The organism is Bradyrhizobium manausense (genome assembly GCF_018129685.1).
Lineage (GTDB): Bacteria > Pseudomonadota > Alphaproteobacteria > Rhizobiales > Xanthobacteraceae > Bradyrhizobium > Bradyrhizobium manausense_D.
In genome coordinates this window covers 97,350-119,759 of record NZ_JAFCLG010000018.1, presented here as the reverse complement: position 1 = coordinate 119,759, position 22,410 = coordinate 97,350, and the positions used below count along the sequence as shown (strand labels likewise).

Annotated in this window: 21 protein-coding genes and 1 pseudogene; 13 read left to right on the top strand and 9 right to left on the bottom strand. The window is 64.0% G+C overall.

What is annotated here, in order from left to right:
• Positions 1-217 precede the first annotated feature (217 nt).
• On the bottom strand, positions 218-1,390 hold the full coding sequence (locus JQ621_RS28845; RefSeq protein ID WP_212239868.1) for a M20 aminoacylase family protein: 1,173 nt from the start codon (positions 1,388-1,390) through the stop codon (positions 218-220).
• A gap of 174 nt (positions 1,391-1,564) precedes the next feature.
• On the opposite strand from JQ621_RS28845, the gene JQ621_RS28840 reads away from it, so the two are divergent.
• From JQ621_RS28840 to JQ621_RS28820, 5 genes are all read left to right on the top strand, one after another.
• Positions 1,565-3,184 carry a GMC family oxidoreductase gene (locus JQ621_RS28840; RefSeq protein ID WP_212239865.1) on the top strand — a complete coding sequence of 540 codons (1,620 nt, stop codon included), beginning with the start codon at positions 1,565-1,567 and terminating at the stop codon, positions 3,182-3,184.
• Positions 3,185-3,403: 219 nt separating this feature from the next.
• Positions 3,404-4,348, top strand: a complete 945-nt coding sequence (locus tag JQ621_RS28835; protein ID WP_212239862.1) for a metallophosphoesterase family protein — start codon at positions 3,404-3,406, stop codon at positions 4,346-4,348.
• A 24-nt stretch (positions 4,349-4,372) separates the two neighbouring features.
• Positions 4,373-4,702 carry a cupredoxin domain-containing protein gene (locus JQ621_RS28830; RefSeq protein ID WP_212239848.1) on the top strand — a complete coding sequence of 110 codons (330 nt, stop codon included), beginning with the start codon at positions 4,373-4,375 and terminating at the stop codon, positions 4,700-4,702.
• 139 nt (positions 4,703-4,841) lie between these two features.
• Positions 4,842-5,390, top strand: a complete 549-nt coding sequence (locus JQ621_RS28825; protein ID WP_212239845.1) for a sigma-70 family RNA polymerase sigma factor — start codon at positions 4,842-4,844, stop codon at positions 5,388-5,390.
• Entirely contained in the window at positions 5,387-6,151 is a 765-nt protein-coding gene (locus tag JQ621_RS28820) for an anti-sigma factor family protein (RefSeq protein WP_212239842.1), read from the top strand. The genes JQ621_RS28825 and JQ621_RS28820 overlap by 4 nt, the downstream gene beginning before the upstream one ends.
• Positions 6,152-6,183: 32 nt before the next feature.
• Here the strand turns inward: JQ621_RS28820 and JQ621_RS28815 are convergent, their stop codons facing one another.
• Both JQ621_RS28815 and hpnO read right to left on the bottom strand, forming a co-directional pair.
• Complete coding sequence (locus JQ621_RS28815; protein WP_212239839.1) at positions 6,184-6,909, bottom strand: hypothetical protein; 726 nt, start codon at positions 6,907-6,909, stop codon at positions 6,184-6,186.
• A 30-nt stretch (positions 6,910-6,939) separates the two neighbouring features.
• Entirely contained in the window at positions 6,940-8,331 is a 1,392-nt protein-coding gene (gene hpnO, locus JQ621_RS28810; RefSeq protein ID WP_212239838.1) for an aminobacteriohopanetriol synthase HpnO, read from the bottom strand.
• 142 nt (positions 8,332-8,473) lie between these two features.
• On the opposite strand from hpnO, the gene JQ621_RS28805 reads away from it, so the two are divergent.
• Positions 8,474-9,106 (top strand): DUF2147 domain-containing protein, encoded by a 633-nt coding sequence (locus tag JQ621_RS28805; protein ID WP_212239836.1) that lies wholly within the window; start codon positions 8,474-8,476, stop codon positions 9,104-9,106.
• Here the strand turns inward: JQ621_RS28805 and hpnN are convergent.
• Positions 9,074-11,662 carry a hopanoid transporter HpnN gene (gene hpnN, locus JQ621_RS28800; RefSeq protein WP_212239834.1) on the bottom strand — a complete coding sequence of 863 codons (2,589 nt, stop codon included), beginning with the start codon at positions 11,660-11,662 and terminating at the stop codon, positions 9,074-9,076. The genes JQ621_RS28805 and hpnN overlap by 33 nt on opposite strands.
• Before the next feature lie 456 nt (positions 11,663-12,118).
• On the opposite strand from hpnN, the gene ispH reads away from it, so the two are divergent.
• From ispH to JQ621_RS28780, 4 genes and pseudogenes are all read left to right on the top strand, one after another.
• Positions 12,119-13,045 carry a 4-hydroxy-3-methylbut-2-enyl diphosphate reductase gene (gene ispH, locus JQ621_RS28795; RefSeq protein WP_212239832.1) on the top strand — a complete coding sequence of 309 codons (927 nt, stop codon included), beginning with the start codon at positions 12,119-12,121 and terminating at the stop codon, positions 13,043-13,045.
• Between the two features lie 35 nt (positions 13,046-13,080).
• Complete coding sequence (hpnH, locus tag JQ621_RS28790; protein WP_212239829.1) at positions 13,081-14,241, top strand: adenosyl-hopene transferase HpnH; 1,161 nt, start codon at positions 13,081-13,083, stop codon at positions 14,239-14,241.
• A 638-nt stretch (positions 14,242-14,879) separates the two neighbouring features.
• Complete coding sequence (locus JQ621_RS28785; protein WP_212239827.1) at positions 14,880-15,137, top strand: antitoxin; 258 nt, start codon at positions 14,880-14,882, stop codon at positions 15,135-15,137.
• 24 nt (positions 15,138-15,161) lie between these two features.
• Positions 15,162-15,535 (top strand): annotated as a pseudogene (locus JQ621_RS28780) (PIN domain-containing protein).
• Positions 15,536-15,801: 266 nt separating this feature from the next.
• Here the strand turns inward: JQ621_RS28780 and JQ621_RS28775 are convergent.
• Complete coding sequence (locus JQ621_RS28775) at positions 15,802-16,725, bottom strand: LysR family transcriptional regulator (RefSeq protein WP_212239824.1); 924 nt, start codon at positions 16,723-16,725, stop codon at positions 15,802-15,804.
• 20 nt (positions 16,726-16,745) lie between these two features.
• Between JQ621_RS28775 and JQ621_RS28770 the strand changes: the two genes are divergently transcribed.
• From JQ621_RS28770 to JQ621_RS28760, 3 genes are read left to right on the top strand one after another with little or no spacing between them, the layout of a single operon-like run.
• A complete protein-coding gene (locus tag JQ621_RS28770; RefSeq protein WP_212239822.1) occupies positions 16,746-17,144 on the top strand; it encodes a putative quinol monooxygenase in 399 nt (132 codons plus the stop codon).
• Positions 17,141-17,770, top strand: coding sequence for an NADPH-dependent F420 reductase (locus tag JQ621_RS28765; RefSeq protein ID WP_212239819.1), 630 nt, complete (start codon positions 17,141-17,143; stop codon positions 17,768-17,770). The genes JQ621_RS28770 and JQ621_RS28765 overlap by 4 nt, the downstream gene beginning before the upstream one ends.
• A gap of 23 nt (positions 17,771-17,793) precedes the next feature.
• Positions 17,794-18,552 carry an SDR family oxidoreductase gene (locus tag JQ621_RS28760; RefSeq protein ID WP_212239817.1) on the top strand — a complete coding sequence of 253 codons (759 nt, stop codon included), beginning with the start codon at positions 17,794-17,796 and terminating at the stop codon, positions 18,550-18,552.
• 277 nt (positions 18,553-18,829) lie between these two features.
• On the opposite strand, the gene JQ621_RS28755 is transcribed toward JQ621_RS28760, so the two are convergent.
• The 4 genes from JQ621_RS28755 to shc all read right to left on the bottom strand — a co-directional run bounded on the left by JQ621_RS28755 (position 18,830) and on the right by shc (position 22,369).
• Positions 18,830-19,219 (bottom strand): type II toxin-antitoxin system VapC family toxin, encoded by a 390-nt coding sequence (locus tag JQ621_RS28755; protein WP_212239815.1) that lies wholly within the window; start codon positions 19,217-19,219, stop codon positions 18,830-18,832.
• Entirely contained in the window at positions 19,206-19,478 is a 273-nt protein-coding gene (locus tag JQ621_RS28750) for an AbrB/MazE/SpoVT family DNA-binding domain-containing protein (protein ID WP_212239812.1), read from the bottom strand. The genes JQ621_RS28755 and JQ621_RS28750 overlap by 14 nt, the downstream gene beginning before the upstream one ends.
• Before the next feature lie 192 nt (positions 19,479-19,670).
• Positions 19,671-20,483: a phosphorylase gene (locus JQ621_RS28745; RefSeq protein ID WP_249125640.1), complete on the bottom strand. Its 813-nt coding sequence runs from the start codon at positions 20,481-20,483 to the stop codon at positions 19,671-19,673.
• Positions 20,417-22,369 carry a squalene--hopene cyclase gene (shc, locus tag JQ621_RS28740; protein ID WP_212239806.1) on the bottom strand — a complete coding sequence of 651 codons (1,953 nt, stop codon included), beginning with the start codon at positions 22,367-22,369 and terminating at the stop codon, positions 20,417-20,419. Before shc ends, JQ621_RS28745 begins: the two co-directional genes overlap by 67 nt.
• Positions 22,370-22,410 lie beyond the last annotated feature (41 nt).

Sequence of the window (22,410 nt, the reverse complement as noted above, 5' to 3'; positions counted from 1 at the left end):
TTCCGCATCGCTGAGCCAGTAGACCTGCTTTGCCATTCAAGCCTCCCTTCCGTTGAGAAGCTTGAATCACAATCTAATTTCAGATGGAATCCCTATTGAGTACAGACCCTAAAGCGCGATGAGATTGGGTTGAATCGTCATCGCGCTTTAGCTCTTTGTTTGCGCATGATCTCTTCGGAAAACCGCTTCACACTTTTCCGGATCATGCTCCAGCGCGTCATGACGCTGCGAGCTGCTCCTCGACCAGCTTGACCCAGTATGATGTGCCGAACACGATCGCCTCATCGTTGAAATTGTAGGCGGGGTGATGCAGGCCGGCGCTGTCGCCGTTGCCGCAGAAGATGAACGCACCGGGGCGCGCTTCCAGCATATAGGCGAAGTCCTCGCCACCCATCAGCGGCGGCATCTCGTGCACGTTGGCATCGCCGGCAACCTGCCTCGCGATGCGCGTCGCCACCTCGGTCTCCGCGGCGTGGTTGTTCACGACCGGATAGTTGCGCTTGTAGTGCAGATCGATCTTCGCGCCGGTGATCTGCGCCACGCCCGCCACCACTTCGTGCACGCGCTTCTCGACGAGCTTGCGCACATCCGCCGAAAGCGTTCGGATGGTGCCGCGCAGCTCCGCGGTCTGCGGGATGACGTTGCGAGCGTTGCCGGCGTGGAATTCGCAGATCGAGATCACCGCCGATTCCAGGGGATCGACGCTGCGCGCGACGATGGACTGCAACGCCGTGATCACCTGCGCCCCGACCAGAACGGAGTCGATGCATTTGTGCGGACGCGCGGCGTGGCCGCCGAGGCCCTCGATCTTGATGTCGACCTCGTCGGTCGCCGCCATGATCGGGCCCGGCCGGATTGCAAACGAGCCGATCGGGATGCCGGGACCGTTGTGCATGCCGTAGACCTGCTCGATGCCGAAGCGCTCCATCATGCCGTCCTTGACCATCGCCGCGCCACCGGCGCCGCCCTCCTCTGCCGGCTGGAAAATCACGATCGCGTCGCCGGCGAAATTGCGCGTCTCGGCAAGGTAGCGCGCAGCGCCAAGCAGCATCGCGGTGTGGCCGTCATGACCGCAGGCGTGCATCTTGCCTGGAGTCTTCGAGGCATAAGGCAGGTTGGTCTGCTCCTCGACGGGCAGCGCGTCCATGTCGGCGCGCAGGCCGATCACCTTCAAGCCCTCGCCGGCCGGCTTATTGCCCTTGATCACGCCGACCACGCCGGTCTGGCCGATGCCGGTCACGACCTCGTCGCAGCCGAACTCGCGCAGGCGGTCCGCGACGAATGCTGCGGTGCGGTGGACGTCGTACAGCAGCTCGGGATGCTGGTGGATGTCCCGCCGCCAGGCCTGGATATCGGGTTGAAGGTCGGCGACGCGATTTACGATGGGCATGGAGGGATCTCAAACTTTGGAGGAATACAGGACTGTCTACCATGCAAGCGCCAGTCCACCCAACTCCCGGGGATCGAGGGTAGCCCTGTCCTGTCGTGATGGCCGGGCTTGTCCCGATCGATTGCGTCTGCCTATTAGGACGCAACGTCAGGTGACCATCCGGGTGGAAGCAGAATGCCAAGGCGGCTTGAAGGTGATTTTGACTATATCGTCGTCGGTGCCGGCACGGCCGGCTGCATCATCGCCAACCGGCTGTCGGCCGATCCCAAAAACCGCGTGCTGATCCTCGAAGCGGGTGGCGACGACAACTGGATCTGGTTCCACATCCCGGTCGGCTATCTCTTCGCGATCGGCAATCCGCGCTCCGACTGGATGTTCAAGACCGAGGCCGAGCCCGGCCTCAACGGCCGTTCGCTATCCTATCCCCGCGGCAAGGTGATCGGCGGCTCGTCGGCCATCAACGCCATGATCTCGATGCGCGGCCAGGCCGCCGACTACGATCACTGGCGCCAGCTCGGCATGACCGGTTGGGGCTATGACGATGTGCTGCCGTTGTTCAAGCGGCTGGAGGATCACTTCCTCGGGCCTAGCGAGCATCACGGCACCGGCGGCGGCTGGCGCATCGAGGCGCCGCGGCTGTCCTGGGAGGTTCTCGATGCCGTCGGCGACGCCGCCGAGGAGATGGGCATCAAGCGCATCCCCGACTTCAACACCGGCGACAACGAAGGCACCAGCTATTTCCATGTCAACCAGAAGCGGGGCCGGCGCTGGTCGTCGGCGCGCGGCTTTCTCAAGCCGGCGCTGAACCGTCCCAACCTGCGGCTCGAGAAGAACGTGCTGGTTGACCGCATCATCATCGAGCAGGGCCGCGCCGTCGGCGCGCGCTTCATCCAGAACGGCGAGATCATCGAAGCGCGTGCGAAACGCGAGGTGATCCTCTCGGCCGGCTCGATCGGATCGGTGCAGGTGCTGCATCGCTCCGGCATCGGCCCGGCCGACTGGCTGTCGCCGCTCGGCATCGACATCGTGATGGACAAGCCAGGCGTCGGCCGCAATCTGCAGGACCATCTGCAGCAGCGCGCGATCTACAAGGTCGAGGGCGTGCGCACGCTGAACGAGACGTACTACAACCTGTTCCGCCGCGGCCTGATGGGCCTCGACTACGCTTTCCGCCGGCGCGGGCCATTGACGATGGCACCGTCGCAGCTCGGCATCTTCACACGCTCCGACGCAACGCGCGCGCGCGCCAACATCCAGTTTCACGTGCAGCCGCTGTCGCTCGACAAATTCGGCGATCCCCTGCATCGATTTCCTGCGATAACGGTCAGCGCGTGCAATCTGCAGCCGACCTCGCGCGGCACAATCCGCCTGCGCTCGGCGAGCCCGGAGGAGAAGCCGATCATCGCGCCGAATTATCTGTCGACCGACGACGACCGTCAGGTCGCCGCCGACGCGATCCGCACCACCCGCCGGCTGATGCGGCAGAAGGCGCTGGCAAGATATCGCCCGAGCGAATATTTGCCCGGGCCCACCGTCGGCGACGACGATGCTTCCCTGGCAAAAGCCGCCGGCGATATCGGCACCACCATCTTTCATCCCGTCGGCACCGCGAAAATGGGATCGGCGAATGATCCCATGGCCGTCGTCGACGAGCGTCTTCGCTGCTACGGCCTCAGCGGTCTCCGCGTCGTCGACGCCTCGATCATGCCGACGATTACCTCGGGCAATACCAACACGCCGACCGCGATGATCGCCGAGAAGGGGGCTGCGATGATTTTGGAGGATAAGAAATAGCATCCTGGCCCACCATCAGCCAGCGCGTTTCCATCGCCTCGGCCGGCGCAGAGATCGCCATGTGCTTCGGGCCATCCGGGAATTTTTGAACCGGATCCGGATATCTCTCCCGTTCGGGCAAGTGCGCCCCTCACGAAATCGTCATTACATGCGGGAATAAGCCCACCCCTCCCCCAATCACCTCCCCGAAGCCCAATTCCGGGCCAAAGGAGACGTGCGATGAGCGGACACGATCACGGGGAAGACGGCGTCAGCCGCCGCAACGTGCTGGAATGCATGACATGGGCCGGAACCGGGGTGCTCTGGACCATCACGGGCGGCGTGCCGCGCTCGCTCGGCATCATCGATTCCGCCGAGGCTGCGACCGCAGCGGCGCCGGGCATGACCTTCCTCCAGATCAGCGACAGCCACGTCGGCTTCGACAAGCCGGCCAACCCCAACGCGCTGGGAACGCTGGAAGAGGCCGTGGGCAAGATCAATGCCATGCCGACCAAGCCGTCGTTCATGATCCACACCGGCGACATCACCCATCTGTCCAAGGCGTCCGAATTCGACAATGCCGATCGCATCATCTCGCAGTCCAAGCTGGACGTGCATTACGTGCCCGGGGAGCATGACTTCCTCGACGAAGAGGTGAAGTTCTATCGCGAGCGCTACGGCCGCGGCACCAAGGGTCAGGGCTGGTACTCCTTCGACGCCGGCGGCGTGCATTTCATCGGCCTCGTCAACGTCGTCGACCTCAAGGGCGGCGGCCTCGGCAATCTCGGCGCCGAACAGCTCGCCTGGCTGGAGGACGACCTGCGCGGCAAGTCGAAATCGACCCCGGTCGTGCTGTTCGCCCACATCCCGCTCTGGACCGTCTATCCGGAATGGGGCTGGGGCACCGAGGATGGCGGCCGCGCGCTCGAATACGTCAAGGGCTTTGGCTCGGTCACCGTGCTCAACGGGCACATCCATCAGGTGATGCAGAAGGTCGAGGGCAACGTCACCTTCCACACCGCGCGCTCGACGGCCTTCCCGCAGCCGGCGCCGGGCACCGCTCCCTCGCCCGGTCCGATGAAGGTGGAGGACGCCAAGCTCCGCTCGATGCTCGGAGTCGCCAGCATCAATTTCAAGCAGAACGAGCAGCGGCTCGCCATCATCGACACGCCGCTCCAGAGTTGATGCAGGGCTGGAGAGAAGCTGACCATGAAGATACTCAATCGCCGCGACTTCTCCGTCGCTGTGGCCGCGGCCATCCTGCTCCCCGTCACGACCGCCCGTGCCGACGACAACGCCATGGAGGTGCATATCGACAATTTCGTCTTCCAGCCGGCGGAGCTCAAGATCAAGGTCGGCACGACCGTGACCTGGACCAACCGGGACGACATCCCGCACACGGTGGTGTCGGCCGGCAAGTTCCGGTCCAAGGCCCTGGATACCGACGACAAGTTCTCATTCACCTTCACCGATGCGGGCGACTACAAGTATTTTTGTTCGTTGCACCCGCACATGACCGGGATGATCAAGGTTGAGTAACGTCTCCAACCAAGGCATCTCTGTCTTGCCCGGCCGGTGGTCCCACGCCGGCCGGGCTCGCGTGCCTTCGCTCAGACCCGGGGATGACGCGAAGCACGCAACGATGGACCAAACGCAGCAAGAGGCAAAGCGAGAGGCGATGCCGGTCAGCGACGATTTCCAGAAGGCGCAGCGCTTCCGCGAGGCGGCGTTGCCCTATCTCGACGACGTCTACACGCTCGCACGTTATTTGCTGCGCGACGCCTCCGACGCGGAGGACGCGGTGCAGGAGTGCTATTTGCGGGCGCTGAAGCATTTCGACAGTTATCGCGGCCCGGCGATGAAGCCGTGGCTGTTCGCGATCCTGCGCAATGTCTGCAACGCCGAATACGCCAGACGCGCGCACTCGCATGCCGCGATCGAGGACACGCCTGGCGCTGCCGACCAGACGCCGATCTGGCAGGAGGGCGATGCGAGCCCGGAGACCGAGGTGCTGCGCAGCCGCGACGCCGGCGCCATTCGCAAGATGATCGACGCGCTCGCCGAGCCGTTCAAGGAAACCTTCGTGCTGCGGGAGATCAACAACCTGTCCTACCGTGAAATTGCAGAAGCCGTCGGCGCCCCCGTCGGCACCGTGATGTCCCGCCTCGCCCGCGCCCGCGCCATGCTGCGCGCGGCCTGGATGGCGGAAGAGGAGCATTCGAAATGACCTGCGACGAAGCAAAAATCCTGCTTCACGCGCTGCTCGACAACGAGCTCGATGCCGGCCACGCGCGCGAGGTCGAAGCCCATATCGCCACCTGCCCGACTTGCAAGGCCGAGTTCGCGGCCCAACAAGAGATGAAACGGGTGCTGGCCGACGCCAGTCTGCGCTACAGCGCGCCTGCGACGTTGCGCGCCCGGATCGAGGCGTCGATGCCGCAAGCGCGGCCGCAGCCGAGCCGGCGTTCCGTGCTGCGCGGGTTCGCGATGGGCTCGGCGGTCTCGGCGCTCGCCGCCTCCGGCGTCGTCGCCGTCGTGCTGCGCCAGGACGACCAGCAGCGCATCCTTTCGGAGGTGGTCTCCGCGCATCTGCGCTCGCTCCAGGCCGGTCATCTCATCGACGTCGTCTCGACCGACCAGCACACGGTCAAGCCCTGGTTCAACGGCAAGCTCGACGTCGCCCCGCCCGTGATCGACCTCACCGCGCAGGGCTTTACGCTGGTCGGCGGCCGGCTCGACTATATCGACGCGCGCGCCATCGGCGCCGTCGTCTACAAGCGCCGGCAGCACATCATCAACCTGTTCGTGTCGCAGACTGCGAGCACCGAGCATCGGCCGCCGAAGACGCAGACCATGCAGGGCTTCAACTGCCGCCGCTGGGGCGAGCGCGGCCTGAACTTCTGGGCCGTCAGCGACATCGGCAACGACGAGCTCGCCGAGTTCGTCGACAAGTTCGAGGTGGCGATGAAGGCGAATGTGGAAGGGTAGACCGAATGGCGTCTCTGCTCGCAAGTCCGGCATCATGGCTTGTGAGGCGGTTGAAAGACGGCCCAGTGATCATCCTTAAACAGATAGAGCGCTGACGATACCCGCAAGTATTCACTGCTCGAATAGAGGTACGTGACGCCCCTGCGCAAAGTGTCCACCGCCTGTCCGTCGCTCAACGGCACAAACACCAGCCCGCCGCGCTTTGGCACGGCAACCAATATCCCTTCGGGATGTTCGCGAAGACGCGCTCGCCAGAACTCTCGATCGAGAAAATAGCTGCTGTCGAGATCAGACGACTTACCTTGGACCTGCATCAGTCCCCCCGTCCAGGGCGTTGCGACGGGGGCACCGTAGACGCGCTTGAGATTGTCGACCGCCAATCGAAGCGCTTGCTCCGGACTAAGGTGCAGTCGCGCGAGATCCTGCGGAATTGCGTTCAACATGGAAACCGGTCCGTCGAACACGAACCTTATTTGCATGTCCCCGAGAAATTTGAAGGTCGCCAATTCGAGCTCGACCTCCTTGCCATCGGCCAGTCGGGCGCGCAGCTTGCCCATAGGCTCCAACGCCTCGTCCTGTTTGTTGGCACCGGGCGTCTCCCTGATGACGACCATCAGGTTATCTGCGCTCTTGTCGACGGTTTGCGCTGTGGCGTCCCTCGGCGCGAGCGATCCACTTAATAGCGCGAAAGCACACAGACAGGCATAGGACGCCAAGACCCGACGTTGCTTGGAAAGAAGGGCCAAACGAAAAGACATGACGATGTCATTTGATTGGAAGCCGACGGCTTACGCCGACCGTCGCACCGCGTTGTCCACCAGCGTCTTGCCGAGCGACCAGATCGCGCCCGGGACCTTGTGGCTGCCGGCGATGACGTCGTCGAAGGCGCGCTCGATCCAGTTGCAGTCTTCTTCGGTGATGGTGAGCGGCGGCAGCAGCTTGATCGTGTGGCTGCCGTGGCCAGCGACCTGCGTCAGGATCTTGTGATCCTTGAACAGCGGCACGGTGATGAGCTGACAGAACAGCCCCTTGTTGGCGGCCTCCAGCACGTTCCAGGACGCCCGCAGCCGCAGCGATTTCGGCGGGCCGAACTCGATGCCGATCATCAGGCCCTTGCCGCGCACTTCCTTCAGCAGCTCGTAACCGGGCACCATGCGCGTCAGCGCGAGACGAAGCTCGGCGCCGCGCTTGGCGGCAGCCTCGATCAGCTTCTCGGACTCCATGACATCGAGCGTGGCAATGCCGGCGGCCATCGCGAGATCGTTCTTGGAGAAGGTCGAACCGTGCACGACGGCGCGGTCCATCTGGTTAAAGATCTTGTCGAAGATACCCTTGCGCGTCAGCACCGCGCCGACAGGCACATGGCCGCCCGACAGCGACTTCGACAGCAGCACCATGTCGGGCTCGACGTTCCAGTGCTCGACCGCGAGGAAGCGGCCGGTGCGGCCCATGCCGGTCTGGATCTCGTCGGCGACGAACAGCGTGCCGTATTTCTTGCAGAGCGCGGCCGCGCCGGGCAGGAACTCGTCGGTGGGCATGTTGACGCCCTTGCCCTGGATCGGCTCGACGACGAAGGCCGCGACCTCGCGCGAGGCCAGCGCCTTCTCGAGCGCGGCAAGATCGTTGAACGGAACCGAGGTGCAGCCCGGCAGCAGCGGCTCGAAGCCGGTGCGGAAGTTCGAATCGCCCGTCAACGACAGCGCGCCATAGGTCAGGCCATGATAGCCGTGGGCGCAGTAGACGATACCGGGACGGCCGGTGGCGCCACGCGCGAACTTGATCGCGGCTTCGACGCATTCGGCACCGGAATTGGCGAAGAACGCCTTGTCGAGATAGGGAACGTATTTCAACAGCCGCTCGGCGAGCACGCCGGCGAGCACGGAGACGTCGAACTGGACGAGATTGGGCAGATCGGCGTCGAGCACGCTCTTCAGCGCCTCACGCATGACAGGATGGTTGCGCCCGATCGCGAACACGCCAAATCCGGACAACAGGTCGAGATAGCGCGCCCCCTCGCGATCGTAGAGGTACTGTCCATGCCCTTTCTGGAACCCGACATCGTAGCCGATGGTCTTGAGAACCCGAACGAACTGTTCGTTCAGGTACCGATTATGCAGGGCGCTGCGCTGGGCCTGACGGTCCGCGAACAATTGGGACATGTCTGGATTTGGACTGTTCATCCGCTACATACTTCGGTTGAGGGCCGCTTCGTCAACTGAAAACGGTCAGCCAACGGAAAAGGGTCTGTGCGGCCTTTTGCCCTTTTTCGGACCATCTTCGCAAGCACAGCTTTAGACCATGTTGCACCGCCGAGGAACACTCATGCGTTTAGCCATTTTCACCGGTATAATACTGGCAGGCAGTTACGCCAGCCTGACACCGGCGCTCGCCGCCGATCCCACGGGCGACTGGCGGGTCGCCGACGGCGTCGCCAATATCCGTGTCGCCCAATGCAACGGCAGCATGTGGGGCGCGGTTTCCTGGGAAAAACAGCCCGGCGGCCGTGACGAGAACAATCCGGATGTCTCAAAAAAGAACAGGCCGACGCTGGGCATGGTAACCCTGATCAATATGAAGAAGACGGCTGGCGCCGACCAGTGGGAAGGTCAGGTCTACAACGCGAAGGATGGTCAAATGTACAGCGCGACCATTACGCCTGTCGGCACCGACCAGCTCGAGATCAAGGGCTGTGTGCTGGGCTTCCTGTGCGGCGGCGAGACGTGGACCCGCGTCGGACCGCCAATCCCCCTCAGCACCGCCAACGCCATGGCCAAGAGTGCACCCAAAAGCACTGCAGCAGCGCCCAAGGCCGCTCCGGCGCCGTCTACCGCCGCACCGGCAACCACGACGGCAGCTCCGAAGAGCGCCGCCGCGACCAAGTCGGGTCAGAAAGGCCCCGCCGACACCGTCGGCGACATCTGCCTACTCCCTGAGATTGCGGGGTTTGCCCATTAGGGCCGGCTGAAACAGCAGCACTGCGGCAAGCGTCGTCACCAGCGAAAGTGCGAGCAGCTTGCCCATGCTGGACGTACCGGGATGGCTCGACAGCCACAGGCTGCCGAACGCGGTCGCCGTCGTCAGCGCGCTGAAAAAGATCGCACGTGTAAGGCTGGTCTGAAGCAGGTTCGTCCTGCCGGAGCGCCACGCCACGACATAGTAGATCTTGAACGCGACGCCGATGCCGAGCAGCAGCGGGAACGCGACGATGTTGGCAAAGTTGAGCGGCAGGCCGATCAACACGCAGATCTCGAGCGTCACTGCGCCCGCAACCAGAAGCGGCACCAGCGTCATCAGCACGTCGACGATGCGGCGGAGGGTGATCCACAACAGCAGCCCGATCACGAGCAGCGCATAGATGCCGGCATGGATGAATGCGTTCACCACGGTATCGCCGGATTTCAGGATCGAGACCGGTCCGCCGATCGCGGTCGGCTCGGCCTCGAGCATAGCCGCCGCGAACTTGCGCAGCGTATCGTTGTCGTTCGGGTCGCCCTTCGGCTGAGCTTCGACGCGGATGATGCCGTCCTTGCTCTTCCAGGCGTTGACGAGATCCGGCGGCAGTGAGCTCAGAGTGACCGGCCCGGCCTGCATCGCATTCCTGAGCTGGTCGAACACGATCTTCATGGGCGTCACGAACACGTCCTGCGCCCTGTTGCGGGTCGCCTCGTCGGAGTTTGCGAGCCTTTCCAGGGCGTCCGCGAGTCGGCGCGAGGCAACTGCGCCCGGCCCCTTCGCGTCACCCGCCGTCCGTCGAAGATTCTCGACCGCGGATTTCAGCGACTCGACGTTCTCCTGGTCCGACGGCGCCGCATCGACCTGATCAGGATTGAGCGCGGGGTTCAGCGTCTTGGCGCCCTGCGCGATCAGCTTCAGTTTCGGCTGCTGGTCCTCGGGCACGAAACTGTCGAGCGACATCACGCGCAACACTTCCGGCACCTTCTCCAGCTTCGCCTCGACCTGCCTGGCCTGGTCTTCGGACGTGACCATCACGTTGATCGCGTTGGCGCCGGTGTTGGGGTCCTTGCGCAGGTCGAGGAAGGTCGCGATCGACTCCGCCTTCGGATTGCGCAGGTTCATCGGGTTGAAGTCGAATTTCATGAAGTAAAGCAGCGGCAGGCCGGCGACCGCGAGCAACAGCGTACCGCCGACGACCAGAACACGGTGCTTCTCCAGGAAATGGTCGAGCGGCGCCAGGAAGGCATAACCGACCGGCTCCTTCTCGCCGGGCGGATTCAGAAGCTTCAACAGCGCCGGCAAGATGGTGATCGAGGAAATGAAAGCCACCAGCATGCCGACACCGGCGATCTGGCCGAGCTCCGAGATTCCCTTATAGGCGGTCGGCAGGAAGCACAGAAAGCCCGCCGCGGTCGCCATCGCCGCGAGCGACAGCGGCACCGCCGAGCGTTTCGCTGCCAGCACCAGCGCACCGGTGAGATCGTCGTGCTTGAAGCGCTCCGAGCGGTAGCGAACGCTGTACTGAATGCCGAAATCGACGCCGAGGCCGACGAACAGCACTGCGAAGGCGATCGACAGGAGGTTGAGCGAGCCGACCATCATCAGGCCCGCCGCAGTCGTCAGCGCAAGGCCGACGAAGAGATTGACGAAGACCGCGAAAATGATCTTCGCGGAGTGCAGCGCAAGCCACAGGATCAGGAGCACGACGACCACCGTGCCGATGCCGTTGACGACGGCGCCCTCCTGGACGGTCGCGTATTCCTCATTGGCGATCGGGACCGGACCTGTCAGCCGCACGCGCGCCTGGTACTTTGTCGCAAAATCGAGATCCAGCGCGGCCTTGCGGATCGCGTTGGTCGCACCCTTGCCGGGCTCCAGCGCGTTGTAGTCGAGGATCGGCTTGAACTCGATGAAGGCCCGCCTGTCCGAATCCGACAGCGGCTTGTCGCTGACGAGCTCGCGCCAGGAGAAGCTCGCATGACCTTTGTTGAGCACGGTCTCGACCGTCTCGGCGATCTGGTTGAACGGCCGGGCGGTGCTGTCGAGCCTGACCTGACCACGCTTGACGCCCGCGAGCCCGGTCTCCAGCGCGCCGGTCAGACCGCGGATCGAGGGATCGCCGGCCATGATCTCGATCAGGGGTGCGGCGGACTCGAACTCGCCGGTGATCTTGCCGACTTCCTCGGTCGGCAGGAACAGCAGGCCATTCTTCTCGAAGAACTCACCCGTGCCGAGCTGCTGCATCGACTGGAAGTTGGTCTTGTCGTCCTTCAACTTGGCATAGAGCGCGTCAGCCGCTGCGGTCGCCATCTCCGGCGTCCTGGCCTCGACGACCGCCAGAATCGTCGCGTCGCGGTCGAAAGCACGGTCGAACTGCTGGTCGCGCTGGCGCCAGTCCAGGTTCTGGGCAATCAGCGAATTGATGTCGGTGTTGATGGCGAAGTGCTGCGATGCGTAGTAGCCCGCGCCCACCGCCAGCAGGAGCCCAAGAACGACGACAAGGGGGGCAAACCGGGTGCAGGCCCTGACAATGGCAACGACTACGCTTTGCAGCATCTTTTCTTTCTAGTGTTAACAGCCTGCCGGAAACGCCCGCTGTTTAGCGGAGTTCCCGGGCGAAACCTATTGCCGTTTTGGGTCGTTCTGAGGGGAACAAGGTTCGAGGTAAACGGCGGCAGACCAAGGCAAAATCATGCGGGACGGCCGGTATAGCTGGGGACTTGAGGCGGTAAAGTGGCGAAGGGGTGAGCAGAAATGTCGACGCCTTGCTCACACAAATGGCGGGATGATAATACCTAGCATCGGTTCCCCGGGGAACCCGCGGCGCATCCCACCTTTTCTTTTTGCCGATTTTTTGACACAAAGTGCTGTGCCTGCATGCGCCGGGGCCCGGACGGGGTGGGCGGTTACCGCAGCTGCGGTGCCAATGGTGCGGATATTGCAGCATTGGCCGTAGCGGTCAGCCGCCGGGGACAATGAGCGGATGGGTGCAACTTGCGTGATGGGCGTCCAATGGAAGTTTATCTAGCGCAGCCGCGCGGCTTCTGCGCGGGCGTGGTGCGCGCCATCGAGATCGTGGAGCGGGCGCTGGAGAAATACGGCTCGCCCGTCTACGTGCGCCATGAGATCGTGCATAACAAATACGTCGTCGAGAGCCTCAAGAACAAGGGCGCGATCTTCGTCGAGGAACTGTCGGAAGTTCCGCCGAAGGCCGTGACCGTTTTCAGCGCCCATGGCGTCGCCCGCAGCGTCGAGGAGGAAGCGGCGGAGCGCGACCTTCCAGTACTAAATGCCACCTGCCCGCTGGTCACGAAAGTTCACAATCAGGGGAAGCGCTACATCACCAAGGGCCGCACCCTGATCCTGGTCGGCCATGCGGGCCATCCGGAGGTCGAGGGCACGATGGGCCAGGTTCCGGGGCCCGTGGTGCTGGTCCAGAGCGTCGAAGAGGCGAAGGCGCTGACCTTGCCGGCGGATACGCCAGTGGCCTACATCACCCAGACCACGCTGTCGGTCGACGACACCAGGGACATCATCGGGGTCCTGCAGGCGAAATTTACAGATATTCAAGGCCCGGACATCCGGGATATCTGCTATGCGACACAGAACCGCCAATCTGCGGTAAGGGACTTGAGCAAGCTGGTCGACGTGATTTTGGTGGTGGGCGCTGCCAATAGCTCGAACTCGAACCGGCTCCGCGAGATCGGCACTGAGGCCGGTGTCGCGAGTTATCTGATCGCCGATGGCCGCGAGCTCAATCCGGAGTGGTTGAAAGGTGCCAGGTCAGTCGGCCTCACGGCCGGCGCCTCGGCGCCCGAGGTGCTGGTGGATGACGTGATCGAAGCGCTGCGGCGGATCGGACCGGTGACGGTCTCGGTGCTCCCGGGCCGCGAGGAAAACATCGAATTCCGGCTTCCGGCCGAACTGGCTGCAAGCTGACCTACCCGAATTTCAAGCCCAGAAAGAAACGTGTAATGGCAATCCCCTTCTTCAAGGAAATGCGTATCGGCGGCTATTTGCTCAAGCAGAAACTGCTTGGCCGCAAACGCTATCCGCTCGTGCTGATGCTGGAGCCGCTGTTCCGCTGCAACCTCGCCTGCGTCGGCTGCGGCAAGATCGACTATCCGGATGCGATCCTCAACCGCCGCATGACCGCACAGGAGTGCTGGGACGCGGCCGACGAGTGCGGCGCGCCGATGGTCGCGATTCCCGGCGGCGAGCCGCTGATCCACAAGGAGATCGGCGAGATCGTGCGCGGCCTCGTTGCGCGCAAGAAGTTCGTCTCGCTCTGCACCAACGCGCTGCTGCTCGAGAAGAAGCTCGATTTGTTCGAGCCCTCCCCGTATTTGTTCTTCTCCGTCCATCTCGACGGCCTGCGTGAGCACCACGACAAGGCCGTGTCGCAGCAGGGCGTGTTCGACCGCGCCGTCTCCGCGATCAAGGCGGCCAAGGCGCGCGGCTTCACCGTCAACGTCAACGCCACCATCTTCGACGGCCACCCGGCCGAGGAGATCGCAAAATTCCTCGACCTCACCGTCGAGCTCGGCGTCGGCGTCTCGATGTCGCCGGGCTATGCCTATGAGCGCGCGCCGGACCAGGAGCACTTCCTCAACCGCACCAAGACCAAGAAGCTGTTCCGCGACGTCTTTGCGCTCGGCAAGGGCAAGAAGTGGAACTTCATGCATTCCGGCCTGTTCCTGGACTTCCTCGCCGGCAACCAGGAATACGAGTGCACGCCGTGGGGCATGCCCGCGCGCAACATCTTCGGCTGGCAGAAGCCCTGCTACCTGCTCGGCGAAGGCTACGCCAAAACCTTCAAGGAGCTGATGGAGACCACCGACTGGGATTCCTACGGCACCGGCCGTTACGAGAAGTGCGCCGACTGCATGGCCCATTGCGGCTACGAGCCGACGGCGGCGACCGCAGCCCTCAACAACCCGCTGAAGGCGATGTGGGTGTCCCTGCGCGGCATCAGGACCACAGGCCCGATGGCGCCGGAGATCGACATGAGCAAGCAGCGTCCGGCGCAATACATCTTCTCGGCCGAAGTGCAGAAGCGCCTGTCGGAGATCCGCAAGGACGAGGCCGAGGCTGCCGCGGCCAAGGCCGCACGGAAGGCTTCGACGGCCGCGTAAGCGCGCGCCCCGTAGCCCGGATGGAGCGAAAGCGAGATCCGGGACAGTCTCTCCGCGTTGCAAGCCCCGGATTTACGCTTTCGCTCCATCCGGGCTACGGACACCCCAAAACAGAAACGGCCCGATCGCCATGGCGACCGGGCCATTTTTTTGTTCAGGCCGGCTCGCGCTCCGGCAAAGGTGGAAAACAACCCCATGCACAGTAGCAACGCGTTGGTCGAACGGCACGATGTCCGTTTCGGTAAGCCCTTGCCGCGTCGAGCCAATCGGCGGCAAAGGAGCAACGGCCGGGGAATCTGCGGAGCTGCACCGCGATTCGAGGCCCTCCGTTCGGGCGAGCGACATTGCAGGCAGGCAATAAATTCGAATTTTGCGAATTTGGTTTGACGCGTCGGGCAAAACAGTGGCAGTATGCCATCGTGGCCCTTTCGCGAGTACCACCGCTTGGTCTGCGGACTAGCGACAATCAGCTTGGCATAACTTGCGCGCATGCCGCCGCCTGGCTTCGGCCAGAACGCCTGCATCGATCTCGTCCAGCGTCTTCGGCTTGCCTCCGTGGGCCAGCACGCCGCAGGCTGAATGGCCTCGTATGTGACCCGAGAGTGTATACGCGAAAATGTATCTCCAGGACGCAGCCCATGCCCGACATCGCCAAGGTCTTCAAATCCGGCAACTCTCAAGCCGTCCGGCTACCGAAGGACTTTCGTTTCTCGGTCGATGAGGTCGAGGTGTCGCGTGAAGGCGACGCCGTGATCCTGCGCCCGAGGCGGAACGCCTCCGGACCCTGGACCTCGCTTCGCGCGGCGGTTGCGCGCGGCTTCAGCCCGGACTTCATGGCCGACGGTCGCGAGCCTCAAGAGCAGGTGCACCCCGATCTCGATCGAGCGTTTCGATGACGAAATGGCGATACCAACGCCGTCATAGCGCTGGTCACACGTCGCTCGGAGCCTCTCCTGCGCCGAATCGAATCAACCGAAGCTGGCGCGATCGCGATGTCGTCCATCGTGGCCCACGAACTTTACTTCGGCGCCTATCGCAGCCAGAGAGTCGAATTCAACCTGGAAACACTTCGCCTTCTGTTCGCCGACCTCGAGATCCTCGATCTGGAACGGGAGGACGCGCGAGCCGCCGGCGAGATCCGGGCAGAGCTCGCGCGGCGCGGCACACCCATCGGCCCCTACGACATCCTGATCGCGGGCAGGCGATGGCGCGCGGCCTGCCGCTCGTCAGCAATAACACTGCGGAATTCCGGCGTATTGCCGGATTGCAGTTGGAGGATTGGACGAGAGATTGATACCCCCGCTTCTTGAGTTGCGAAGGGTTGCGGCAGCTACGCCCCATCAACTCGAAATCCAATGAAGCCCCTAGGGCCGCCGCAGCCGATGGCAAAGAGGAAAGCGGTGATCTGCCATCACGCAGTTGATGCTTGCGGAGTGAATGGCGGATTACGCTGGCGCTGCTCCGCTCTGCGCTCTGAGAACGCGCGGCGCAATCAAAACCTTCGCATAACCAAAAAGGCCAGATCGCGTTGGCGATCGAGCCGTTTGATTTCAGCCCTTCTCAGCCCAGCGCGTCCGCGATCTGCCGCACGCGGCTGACGAGCCAAGCGAGTCCGGGATCGGACTTCGTCGCGGCAAGTCGCACGAGGCTGACCGGAAAGCTGTCGATGTCCAGAGGCGGCGGCAGGACGCGCAAGCCGAAGACGGGCGCGAAGCGCTGCGCCAGCCGGGCAGGCACCGTTGCGACGAGATCGCTGCCGGCGACCGCGGCGAACGCGGTCAGGAACATCGGCACGCTGGCACGGACGCGGCGCTTCAATCCCTGCCTGGCGAGCGTCTCATCCACGACGCCTGCCAGCCTGCCCTGGAACGACACCAGCAGATGATCGACGTCGAGATAGGTTGCAAGGTCGAGCGTCTCGGCGAGCCGCGGGTGACGATGGCGCGCGATCACGGAGAAGCTTTCCTGCAACAGGATATCCGTCTCGAATTCGTCGGGGATCTCGTAGAAGCGGCCGATCGCGAGGTCGAGCTCATGCTTGCGCAGCGCTTCGAACGCGGCCTGCCCGACGGCAAAACGGCTGACCAGTCGCGTCGCCGGAGCTTCGGTCGCCAGCTTTTCCAGCAGCAGCGGCCCGATCGACGTCGCCACGAAATCGTTCGCGGCCAGCCTGAACTGCCGGTCGGACACGGCGGGATCGAACGCGGCGGCGCCGCCGACGACCTCCTGCGCCCGCTGCATCAGCTCCCGGACTTTCGGCGCGAGCTCGAGCGCGCGCCGCGTCGGCGTCAGGCCGTCGGGGCGCCGGGAGAACAACGGATCGTCGAAGAGGTCGCGCAGCCGCGTCAATGCGTGGCTGACCGCCGATTGGCTGAGACCGAGCCGGTCGGCCACGACGGTCGTTCGCTTGTGACGAACCAACTCGTCAAAGATCAGGAGCAGCGAAAAGTCGAGGCGCCTGATATTGTTCTTATCGATATCCATAATGAACGGATATCATTTCCATGCATGTGGGGGCAAAGGCTATCGTCCGGCCAGATATCCCCTTCGGGCGGGCTCGACCAAGTGCAGGGCCGTCCATCGCTTCAGGCTGTTCCGTGACAATCGAATATGTTCGTTATTCCCTGACCAAGCACAGCGGAGACGATCTCGTCGCCGCATATCGCACGGCAGGCGAGCACCTTCGGGCATCGCCCGAATGCCTCGCCTTCGACCTCACCCGCTGTGAAGAAGATCCGGGAAGCTACATCCTGCGCATCCACTGGACATCGACCGCCGACCATCTCCAAAAATTTCGAAAGGGGCCGCACTTCCCGCCCTTCTTTGCCGCCATCAAGGCGTTCGTCGATGAGATCGTCGAGATGCGCCATTACGCCGATACGGGGGTCGAATGGCTGCGATGACCAGAAAGATTCTCATCATCGGCGCCGGCCAAGTCGGCGCTTCGCTTGGCACGGCGTGGCTCGCCTGCGGACATGACGTCCGCTACGGCGTTTCCAATCCAGACGATCCCAAACATGCGGGCCTGCCGCGGGAGCGGCTGCAATCCGCCCGTGAGCGGCGCGACGCAGAGGTCGTGGTGCTTGCGACCCCCTACCCCGCGGCCCGATCCGCCCTGGAGGCGCTGGGCGATCTGTCCGGCGCGATCGTGATCGACTGCACCAACCCGCTCGGCATGGGACCGGAGGGCCTGCATCTCACCGTCGGATTTGACACCTCGGGCGGAGAGGAAATCGCCAGATTTGCCCCGGGTGCAAGCGTGTTCAAGACGCTCAACCAGACCGGCGCCGAAAACATGGCCCATGCCGCCGCGTTCCAGCCCAGATCGATGATGTTCGTCGCCGGCGACGACGAGGCCCGCAAGCCCATCGTGATGGAGCTCGTCGCCGATCTCGGCTTCGAGTCGATCGATGCCGGTCCGCTTCGCGCCGCCCGGCTGCTCGAGCCGCTCGCCATGCTGTGGATCGACCTCGTCATCAAGCACGGTCACCCGCGCGAGATGGCTTTCGCCCGGCTGCGCCGGGATTAGACTGCATTGCAGGGAGACGCATCATGAGTGCGAACAATCCGGATCGTGGCGATGCCGCGAAGCCGCAGCGCATGGTCATCGTCGGCGGTTCGAGCGGGATCGGGCGGGCGACGGCGGAGGCGGCCGTGGCGGCCGGGCTTGGCGTGATGCTGGTGGCCCGCGATGCCAGCAAGCTGGCACGCGTCGCGGACGAATTGGGCGGCGTGCCCTGGGCCAGCGTCGATATGACGGACCAGTCCGCCGTAGCGAAATGGACCGAGACGCTCGATGCGTTCGACCATCTCGTCATCACCGCCGCGTCGTCCAGCCATGGGCGCTTCGCCGACATGCCCCTGAGCGATGTTCGCCGCATGTTCGACGGCAAATTCTTCGGTCCCTATGCCGTGGCGCAGGCCTGCCTGCCGCGCATCATCGCCGGCGGATCGATCACCTTCTTCTCGGGCGTGCTGAGCCGGCGCCCCGGCCTGAACTGCTCGGGACTCGGGGCGGTCAATTCGGCCGTCGAGGGATTGACGCGGGCGCTCGCCCTCGAGCTCGGACCTCGGATACGGGTCAACTGCATCTCGCCGGGCATGGTACGCACCGAAGTCTATGCCGGGATGCCTGATGACGCTCGCCAAGCCATGTTCCGCAGCACCGGCGAAAGCCTGCCGCTCGGCCGCGTCGGCGAAGCGCGCGAGATCGCCCACGCGGTGCTCTTCGCTGCGACCAACACCTTCCTGACCGGTCAGGTTCTCGACGTCGATGGCGGCCACATGATCCGCCAATATGCGACGAGATGACGCTCGGCCCGTAGGGCGGATTAGCGTCAGCGTAATCCGCCATGACAAACTACGACATGGCCGGCTCCTGCGCTATCGTACCCAACATGCCCAACTATCGTCGCGCGTTTGTTGCCGGCGGCTGCTGGTTCTCTACGGTGGCGACATGGCCGCCGGCAAGGAAGGAGGCGCTGACCTGCCATCACGCAGGCGATGCTCGCGGAGTGAATGGCGGATTACGCTGGCGCTAATCCGCCCTACGCGACTAAGGTGCGATCCAGCGGTGTCACCGGAAGTGTCACGCTTCGCGCGCCCCTTCAAAGCCAGCCGCTTTCGCCGCCCTGACGAGCTTGCGATCGAAGGTGACGAAACCTTCGCAATGTCCGGATCGCGTCAGATGCAGCGCGTCGGCAAAATCCAATCCTCTCTCGGCAAGATCGAGCGCCGCTGCAACCATCGCGCCGTCCTCAACCGTCACGGTCGGAAGCCCCGCGAAGATGCGAAGCGCGCGCGCGACGTCCGAAGCAGGGTAGTCGTAGGCGCTGCGCAGCACCCATTCGACTTCGAGGATCACCGTGACGGCGACGAAGACAGGCTCGCCGTCGATCAACGCGCGTGCACGAGCGGACTGTTTGGCGTGGTCCTTGGTCAGGTAGCGGACGATCAGATTGGTATCAATCGCGAGCATGCCGCCTCGCTTCGGCGAGCACGCCTGCATCCATCTCGTCCAGCGTCTTCGGCTTTCCCTTGTAGGCCAGGACGCCGAACACGTCCTCCGGCCGCGTTTCGGCAAAGGCCGGCGCCGGTTTCAACAACACGCCCTCCGGCGTGTCCTCGACCGTGAGCCGCGTTCCCGCCCTCCATTCCCGCCGCTGACGAATGGCGCTGGGCAGGATGACCTGGCCCTTGGTGGAAACGGTCGTGGTGAGATTTTTCGCGCCGGCCATGGGCTCGACCTTCATGATGTAAGACGAATGTAAGATACATTCGGGCGGGCTCTCATTCAAGCCATGGGTGACGGTGCTGAGATCTCATTGAGCGAACGCGACCTCGTCCGCGACTGATTGCACCACCCAAATGAAAAGGCCCGATCGCCATTGGCGACCGGGCCTTTTCGTCTCGTCGAATCGAGCAGCCCCTCAGATCGTCTCCGCCACCAGCGCCTCGGCGCCCACAAGCTCCGTCCCGATCAGGAAATCCCGGCAGCCGCGAAGCGAGCGCAGCGCGCGGTTGAAGTCGATGCCGGTGGAGACCAGGGCATGCAGCGCGGCCGGGTTGCGGACGATGCCGCGCAGGACGGCGGCGAGGTCGATCTGGCCGTTGGGCTTGATCGCGGCGCGGGCGAGCGCCGGCAGCGCGCGGTGGGCGGGGTCGCTGATGACGCGGACCGCGGCGAAGGGCAAACCAGCCTCGGCGGCGTAAGCGGCCGCGATGTGGCTCTCCATGTCGACCGCGGAGGCACCGGTCTCGGAATGCAGCGCCGCCTTGCCCGAACTGGCCGTGACCACTTCCTCGGCACCGGCAAGGCTGCCGCGCACGACGCGGCGGCGGCCGGAGGTCAGCTTGTCGATGAGGTCGTCGCTGAGCGACAGGCCTGCGGCCCAGCGGGTGTCGCCCGCGAGCACTTCGGTTGCCACCACGACGTCGCCGGAGCGCAGCGTCGGGTCGAGCCCGCCGGCCACGCCAAAGGAGATCACGCCGCGAATTGTCTCGGGATCCACCACGGTCAGCAGCGCCCGCAATTGCGTCGGGCTGCTGGAGGAGCAGATGACCGCCATTCCGGGCCCAGCCGCGATGCGGGCCTCCTGAACCAGACCGGTCACAATGAGTATCGGTCGCGGGTCGATCGCCTGGCCCGCGGTCACATAGTCCCCCATCCCCAAAGTCACATCCCGACCCCTACCACCCTGCTGTTGGTGTTCCGCAAGTTCCGATACCGCGCCAGCGCCCATAGCGGAAAGAACTTTGGGTAACCATGATAACGTAGATAGAACACGCGGGGGAAGCCTGTGGCAGTATAGCGCTGCTCGTCCCACAGTCCTTTTTCGTTCTGTGTTGCAATCAGGTACTCCACCCCGCGGGCGACGGCCGGGTGATCAACCTCGCCAGCAGCCATCAGGGCAAGCAAGGCCCATGCCGTTTGCGAGGCGGTCGAGGGGGCGGCTTCCCAGCCCTTGTAGTCCAGCCGGTAACTGACGGCGTCCTCGCCCCAGCCGCCGTCCTTGTTCTGGATCGAGGCCAGCCAGGCGGCGGCCTTGCGCATCATGGGGTCGTCGTGGCGGACGCCGGCCATGTTGAGGGCGCACAGCACCGACCAGGTGCCGTAGATGAAGTTCATGCCCCAGCGGCCGTACCAGGACCCCTCCGGGTGCTGGGTCTTGCGCAAATAGGCGATGCCGGCGGCGACATGCTTGCTGGTCTTTTCGGTCTCGCCGAGCTGGGCCAGCATCGAGATGCAGCGCGCCGTGACGTCCTCGGTCGGCGGATCGAGCAGCGCGCCATGGTCCGAGAACGGGATGTTGTTGAGATAATATTCGAGATTGTTGACGTCGAAGGCGGCCCAGCCGCCGTCGTCGCTCTGCATGCCCTCGATCCACTCGCGGCCGCGGTCGATCGCGGCGTCGTAGCCGGTCACACCGTGCTCGCGGCGCATGCGGTCCATGGACATCACCACGACGGCGGTGTCGTCGAGATCGGGGTAATGGGCATTGTTGTACTGGAACGCCCAGCCGCCGGGACGCACGTCGGGCCGCTTCACCGCCCAGTCGCCCTTGAGCTCGAGCTCCTGCTTCGGGATCAGCCAGTCGAGGCCCTGCCTGGCCGCAGGCACCGCCTTGTCGCCACCGGCCTCCAGCAGCGCATGCGCCGTCAGCGTCGTGTCCCACACCGGCGAGACACAGGGCTGGCAATACGCCTCGTCGTCGCCGATCACGAGCAGCTTGTCGAGACCCCTGCGCGTGGTCGCGCGCGGCGGATAGTTCTCATCCTTGCCGAGCGCGTCGTACATCATGACGATGTTGGCCATGGGCGGATAGATCGCGCCCATGCCATCCTCGCCGTTGAGCCGCTCCTCGGTGAAGGCGAGCGCGGCGTCGATCGCGCGCTTGCGCAGGCTCTTGGGAAACAGCGGTTCGACCACGCGCAAAATCGCATCGAGCGAACGAAACAGCAGGAACCAGGCCATGCTCTGGTGCGGCGCCTTGGCGGTCATGCCGATCGAGCGCGGATCCTGCAGGAACAGCTCGTCGATGCCGACCCCCTTCGGATTTTTCGCGCGCGGCTTGAGCGCGGCCAGCACCATCAACGGCACCATCGTGGTGCGCGCCCAGTACGAGATCTTGTTGATGTGGAATGGCGACCAGAACGGCAGCAGCATGATTTCGATCGGCAGCACCGGCACCGCGCGCCAGGTCATGACGCCGAACATCGCGAGCATGAAGCGCGTGAAGACGTTGCTGTGAATGGCGCCGCCGCGGGCATGGATGGCCTCGCGCGCGCGCACCATATGCGGGCTGTCAGTGGAATCGCCGATCATCTTCAGCGCGAAATAGGCCTTCACGCTGGCGCTCATGTCGAAATCGCCGTCATGCACCAGCGGCCAGCCGCCATGGGCGCCCTGGACGCGGCGCAGATAGTTGCCGATCTTGGCTTCGAGCACGGCATCGACAGGCTCGGCAAGATAGTGGCGCAGCAGGACGTATTCGGCCGGAATCGTGCAGTCGGCCTCGAGCTCGAAGACCCAATGGCCATCGGATTGCTGGAAGCCGAGCACGCCTTGCGTCGCTGACGCAATGCTCGATTCCAAAGCTTCGCCGCTGGTCGCGTTCACGGAATCCATATCGCTCGATTGCTCCTGGCGTCGATTGAAAAGTGACCGGG

Excerpts from the sequence above, each read along its gene's own strand:
- JQ621_RS28845 (WP_212239868.1), bottom strand. The coding sequence starts at position 1,390 with ATGCCCATCGTAAATCGCGTCGCCGACCTTCAACCCGATATCCAGGCC.
- JQ621_RS28840 (WP_212239865.1), top strand. The coding sequence starts at position 1,565 with ATGCCAAGGCGGCTTGAAGGTGATTTTGACTATATCGTCGTCGGTGCC.
- JQ621_RS28835 (WP_212239862.1), top strand. The coding sequence starts at position 3,404 with ATGAGCGGACACGATCACGGGGAAGACGGCGTCAGCCGCCGCAACGTG.
- JQ621_RS28830 (WP_212239848.1), top strand. The coding sequence starts at position 4,373 with ATGAAGATACTCAATCGCCGCGACTTCTCCGTCGCTGTGGCCGCGGCC.
- JQ621_RS28825 (WP_212239845.1), top strand. The coding sequence starts at position 4,842 with ATGCCGGTCAGCGACGATTTCCAGAAGGCGCAGCGCTTCCGCGAGGCG.
- JQ621_RS28820 (WP_212239842.1), top strand. The coding sequence starts at position 5,387 with ATGACCTGCGACGAAGCAAAAATCCTGCTTCACGCGCTGCTCGACAAC.
- JQ621_RS28815 (WP_212239839.1), bottom strand. The coding sequence starts at position 6,909 with ATGTCTTTTCGTTTGGCCCTTCTTTCCAAGCAACGTCGGGTCTTGGCG.
- hpnO (WP_212239838.1), bottom strand. The coding sequence starts at position 8,331 with ATGAACAGTCCAAATCCAGACATGTCCCAATTGTTCGCGGACCGTCAG.
- JQ621_RS28805 (WP_212239836.1), top strand. The coding sequence starts at position 8,474 with ATGCGTTTAGCCATTTTCACCGGTATAATACTGGCAGGCAGTTACGCC.
- hpnN (WP_212239834.1), bottom strand. The coding sequence starts at position 11,662 with ATGCTGCAAAGCGTAGTCGTTGCCATTGTCAGGGCCTGCACCCGGTTT.
- ispH (WP_212239832.1), top strand. The coding sequence starts at position 12,119 with ATGGAAGTTTATCTAGCGCAGCCGCGCGGCTTCTGCGCGGGCGTGGTG.
- hpnH (WP_212239829.1), top strand. The coding sequence starts at position 13,081 with ATGGCAATCCCCTTCTTCAAGGAAATGCGTATCGGCGGCTATTTGCTC.
- JQ621_RS28785 (WP_212239827.1), top strand. The coding sequence starts at position 14,880 with ATGCCCGACATCGCCAAGGTCTTCAAATCCGGCAACTCTCAAGCCGTC.
- JQ621_RS28775 (WP_212239824.1), bottom strand. The coding sequence starts at position 16,725 with ATGGATATCGATAAGAACAATATCAGGCGCCTCGACTTTTCGCTGCTC.
- JQ621_RS28770 (WP_212239822.1), top strand. The coding sequence starts at position 16,746 with ATGCATGTGGGGGCAAAGGCTATCGTCCGGCCAGATATCCCCTTCGGG.
- JQ621_RS28765 (WP_212239819.1), top strand. The coding sequence starts at position 17,141 with ATGACCAGAAAGATTCTCATCATCGGCGCCGGCCAAGTCGGCGCTTCG.
- JQ621_RS28760 (WP_212239817.1), top strand. The coding sequence starts at position 17,794 with ATGAGTGCGAACAATCCGGATCGTGGCGATGCCGCGAAGCCGCAGCGC.
- JQ621_RS28755 (WP_212239815.1), bottom strand. The coding sequence starts at position 19,219 with ATGCTCGCGATTGATACCAATCTGATCGTCCGCTACCTGACCAAGGAC.
- JQ621_RS28750 (WP_212239812.1), bottom strand. The coding sequence starts at position 19,478 with ATGGCCGGCGCGAAAAATCTCACCACGACCGTTTCCACCAAGGGCCAG.
- JQ621_RS28745 (WP_249125640.1), bottom strand. The coding sequence starts at position 20,483 with ATGGGCGCTGGCGCGGTATCGGAACTTGCGGAACACCAACAGCAGGGT.
- shc (WP_212239806.1), bottom strand. The coding sequence starts at position 22,369 with ATGGATTCCGTGAACGCGACCAGCGGCGAAGCTTTGGAATCGAGCATT.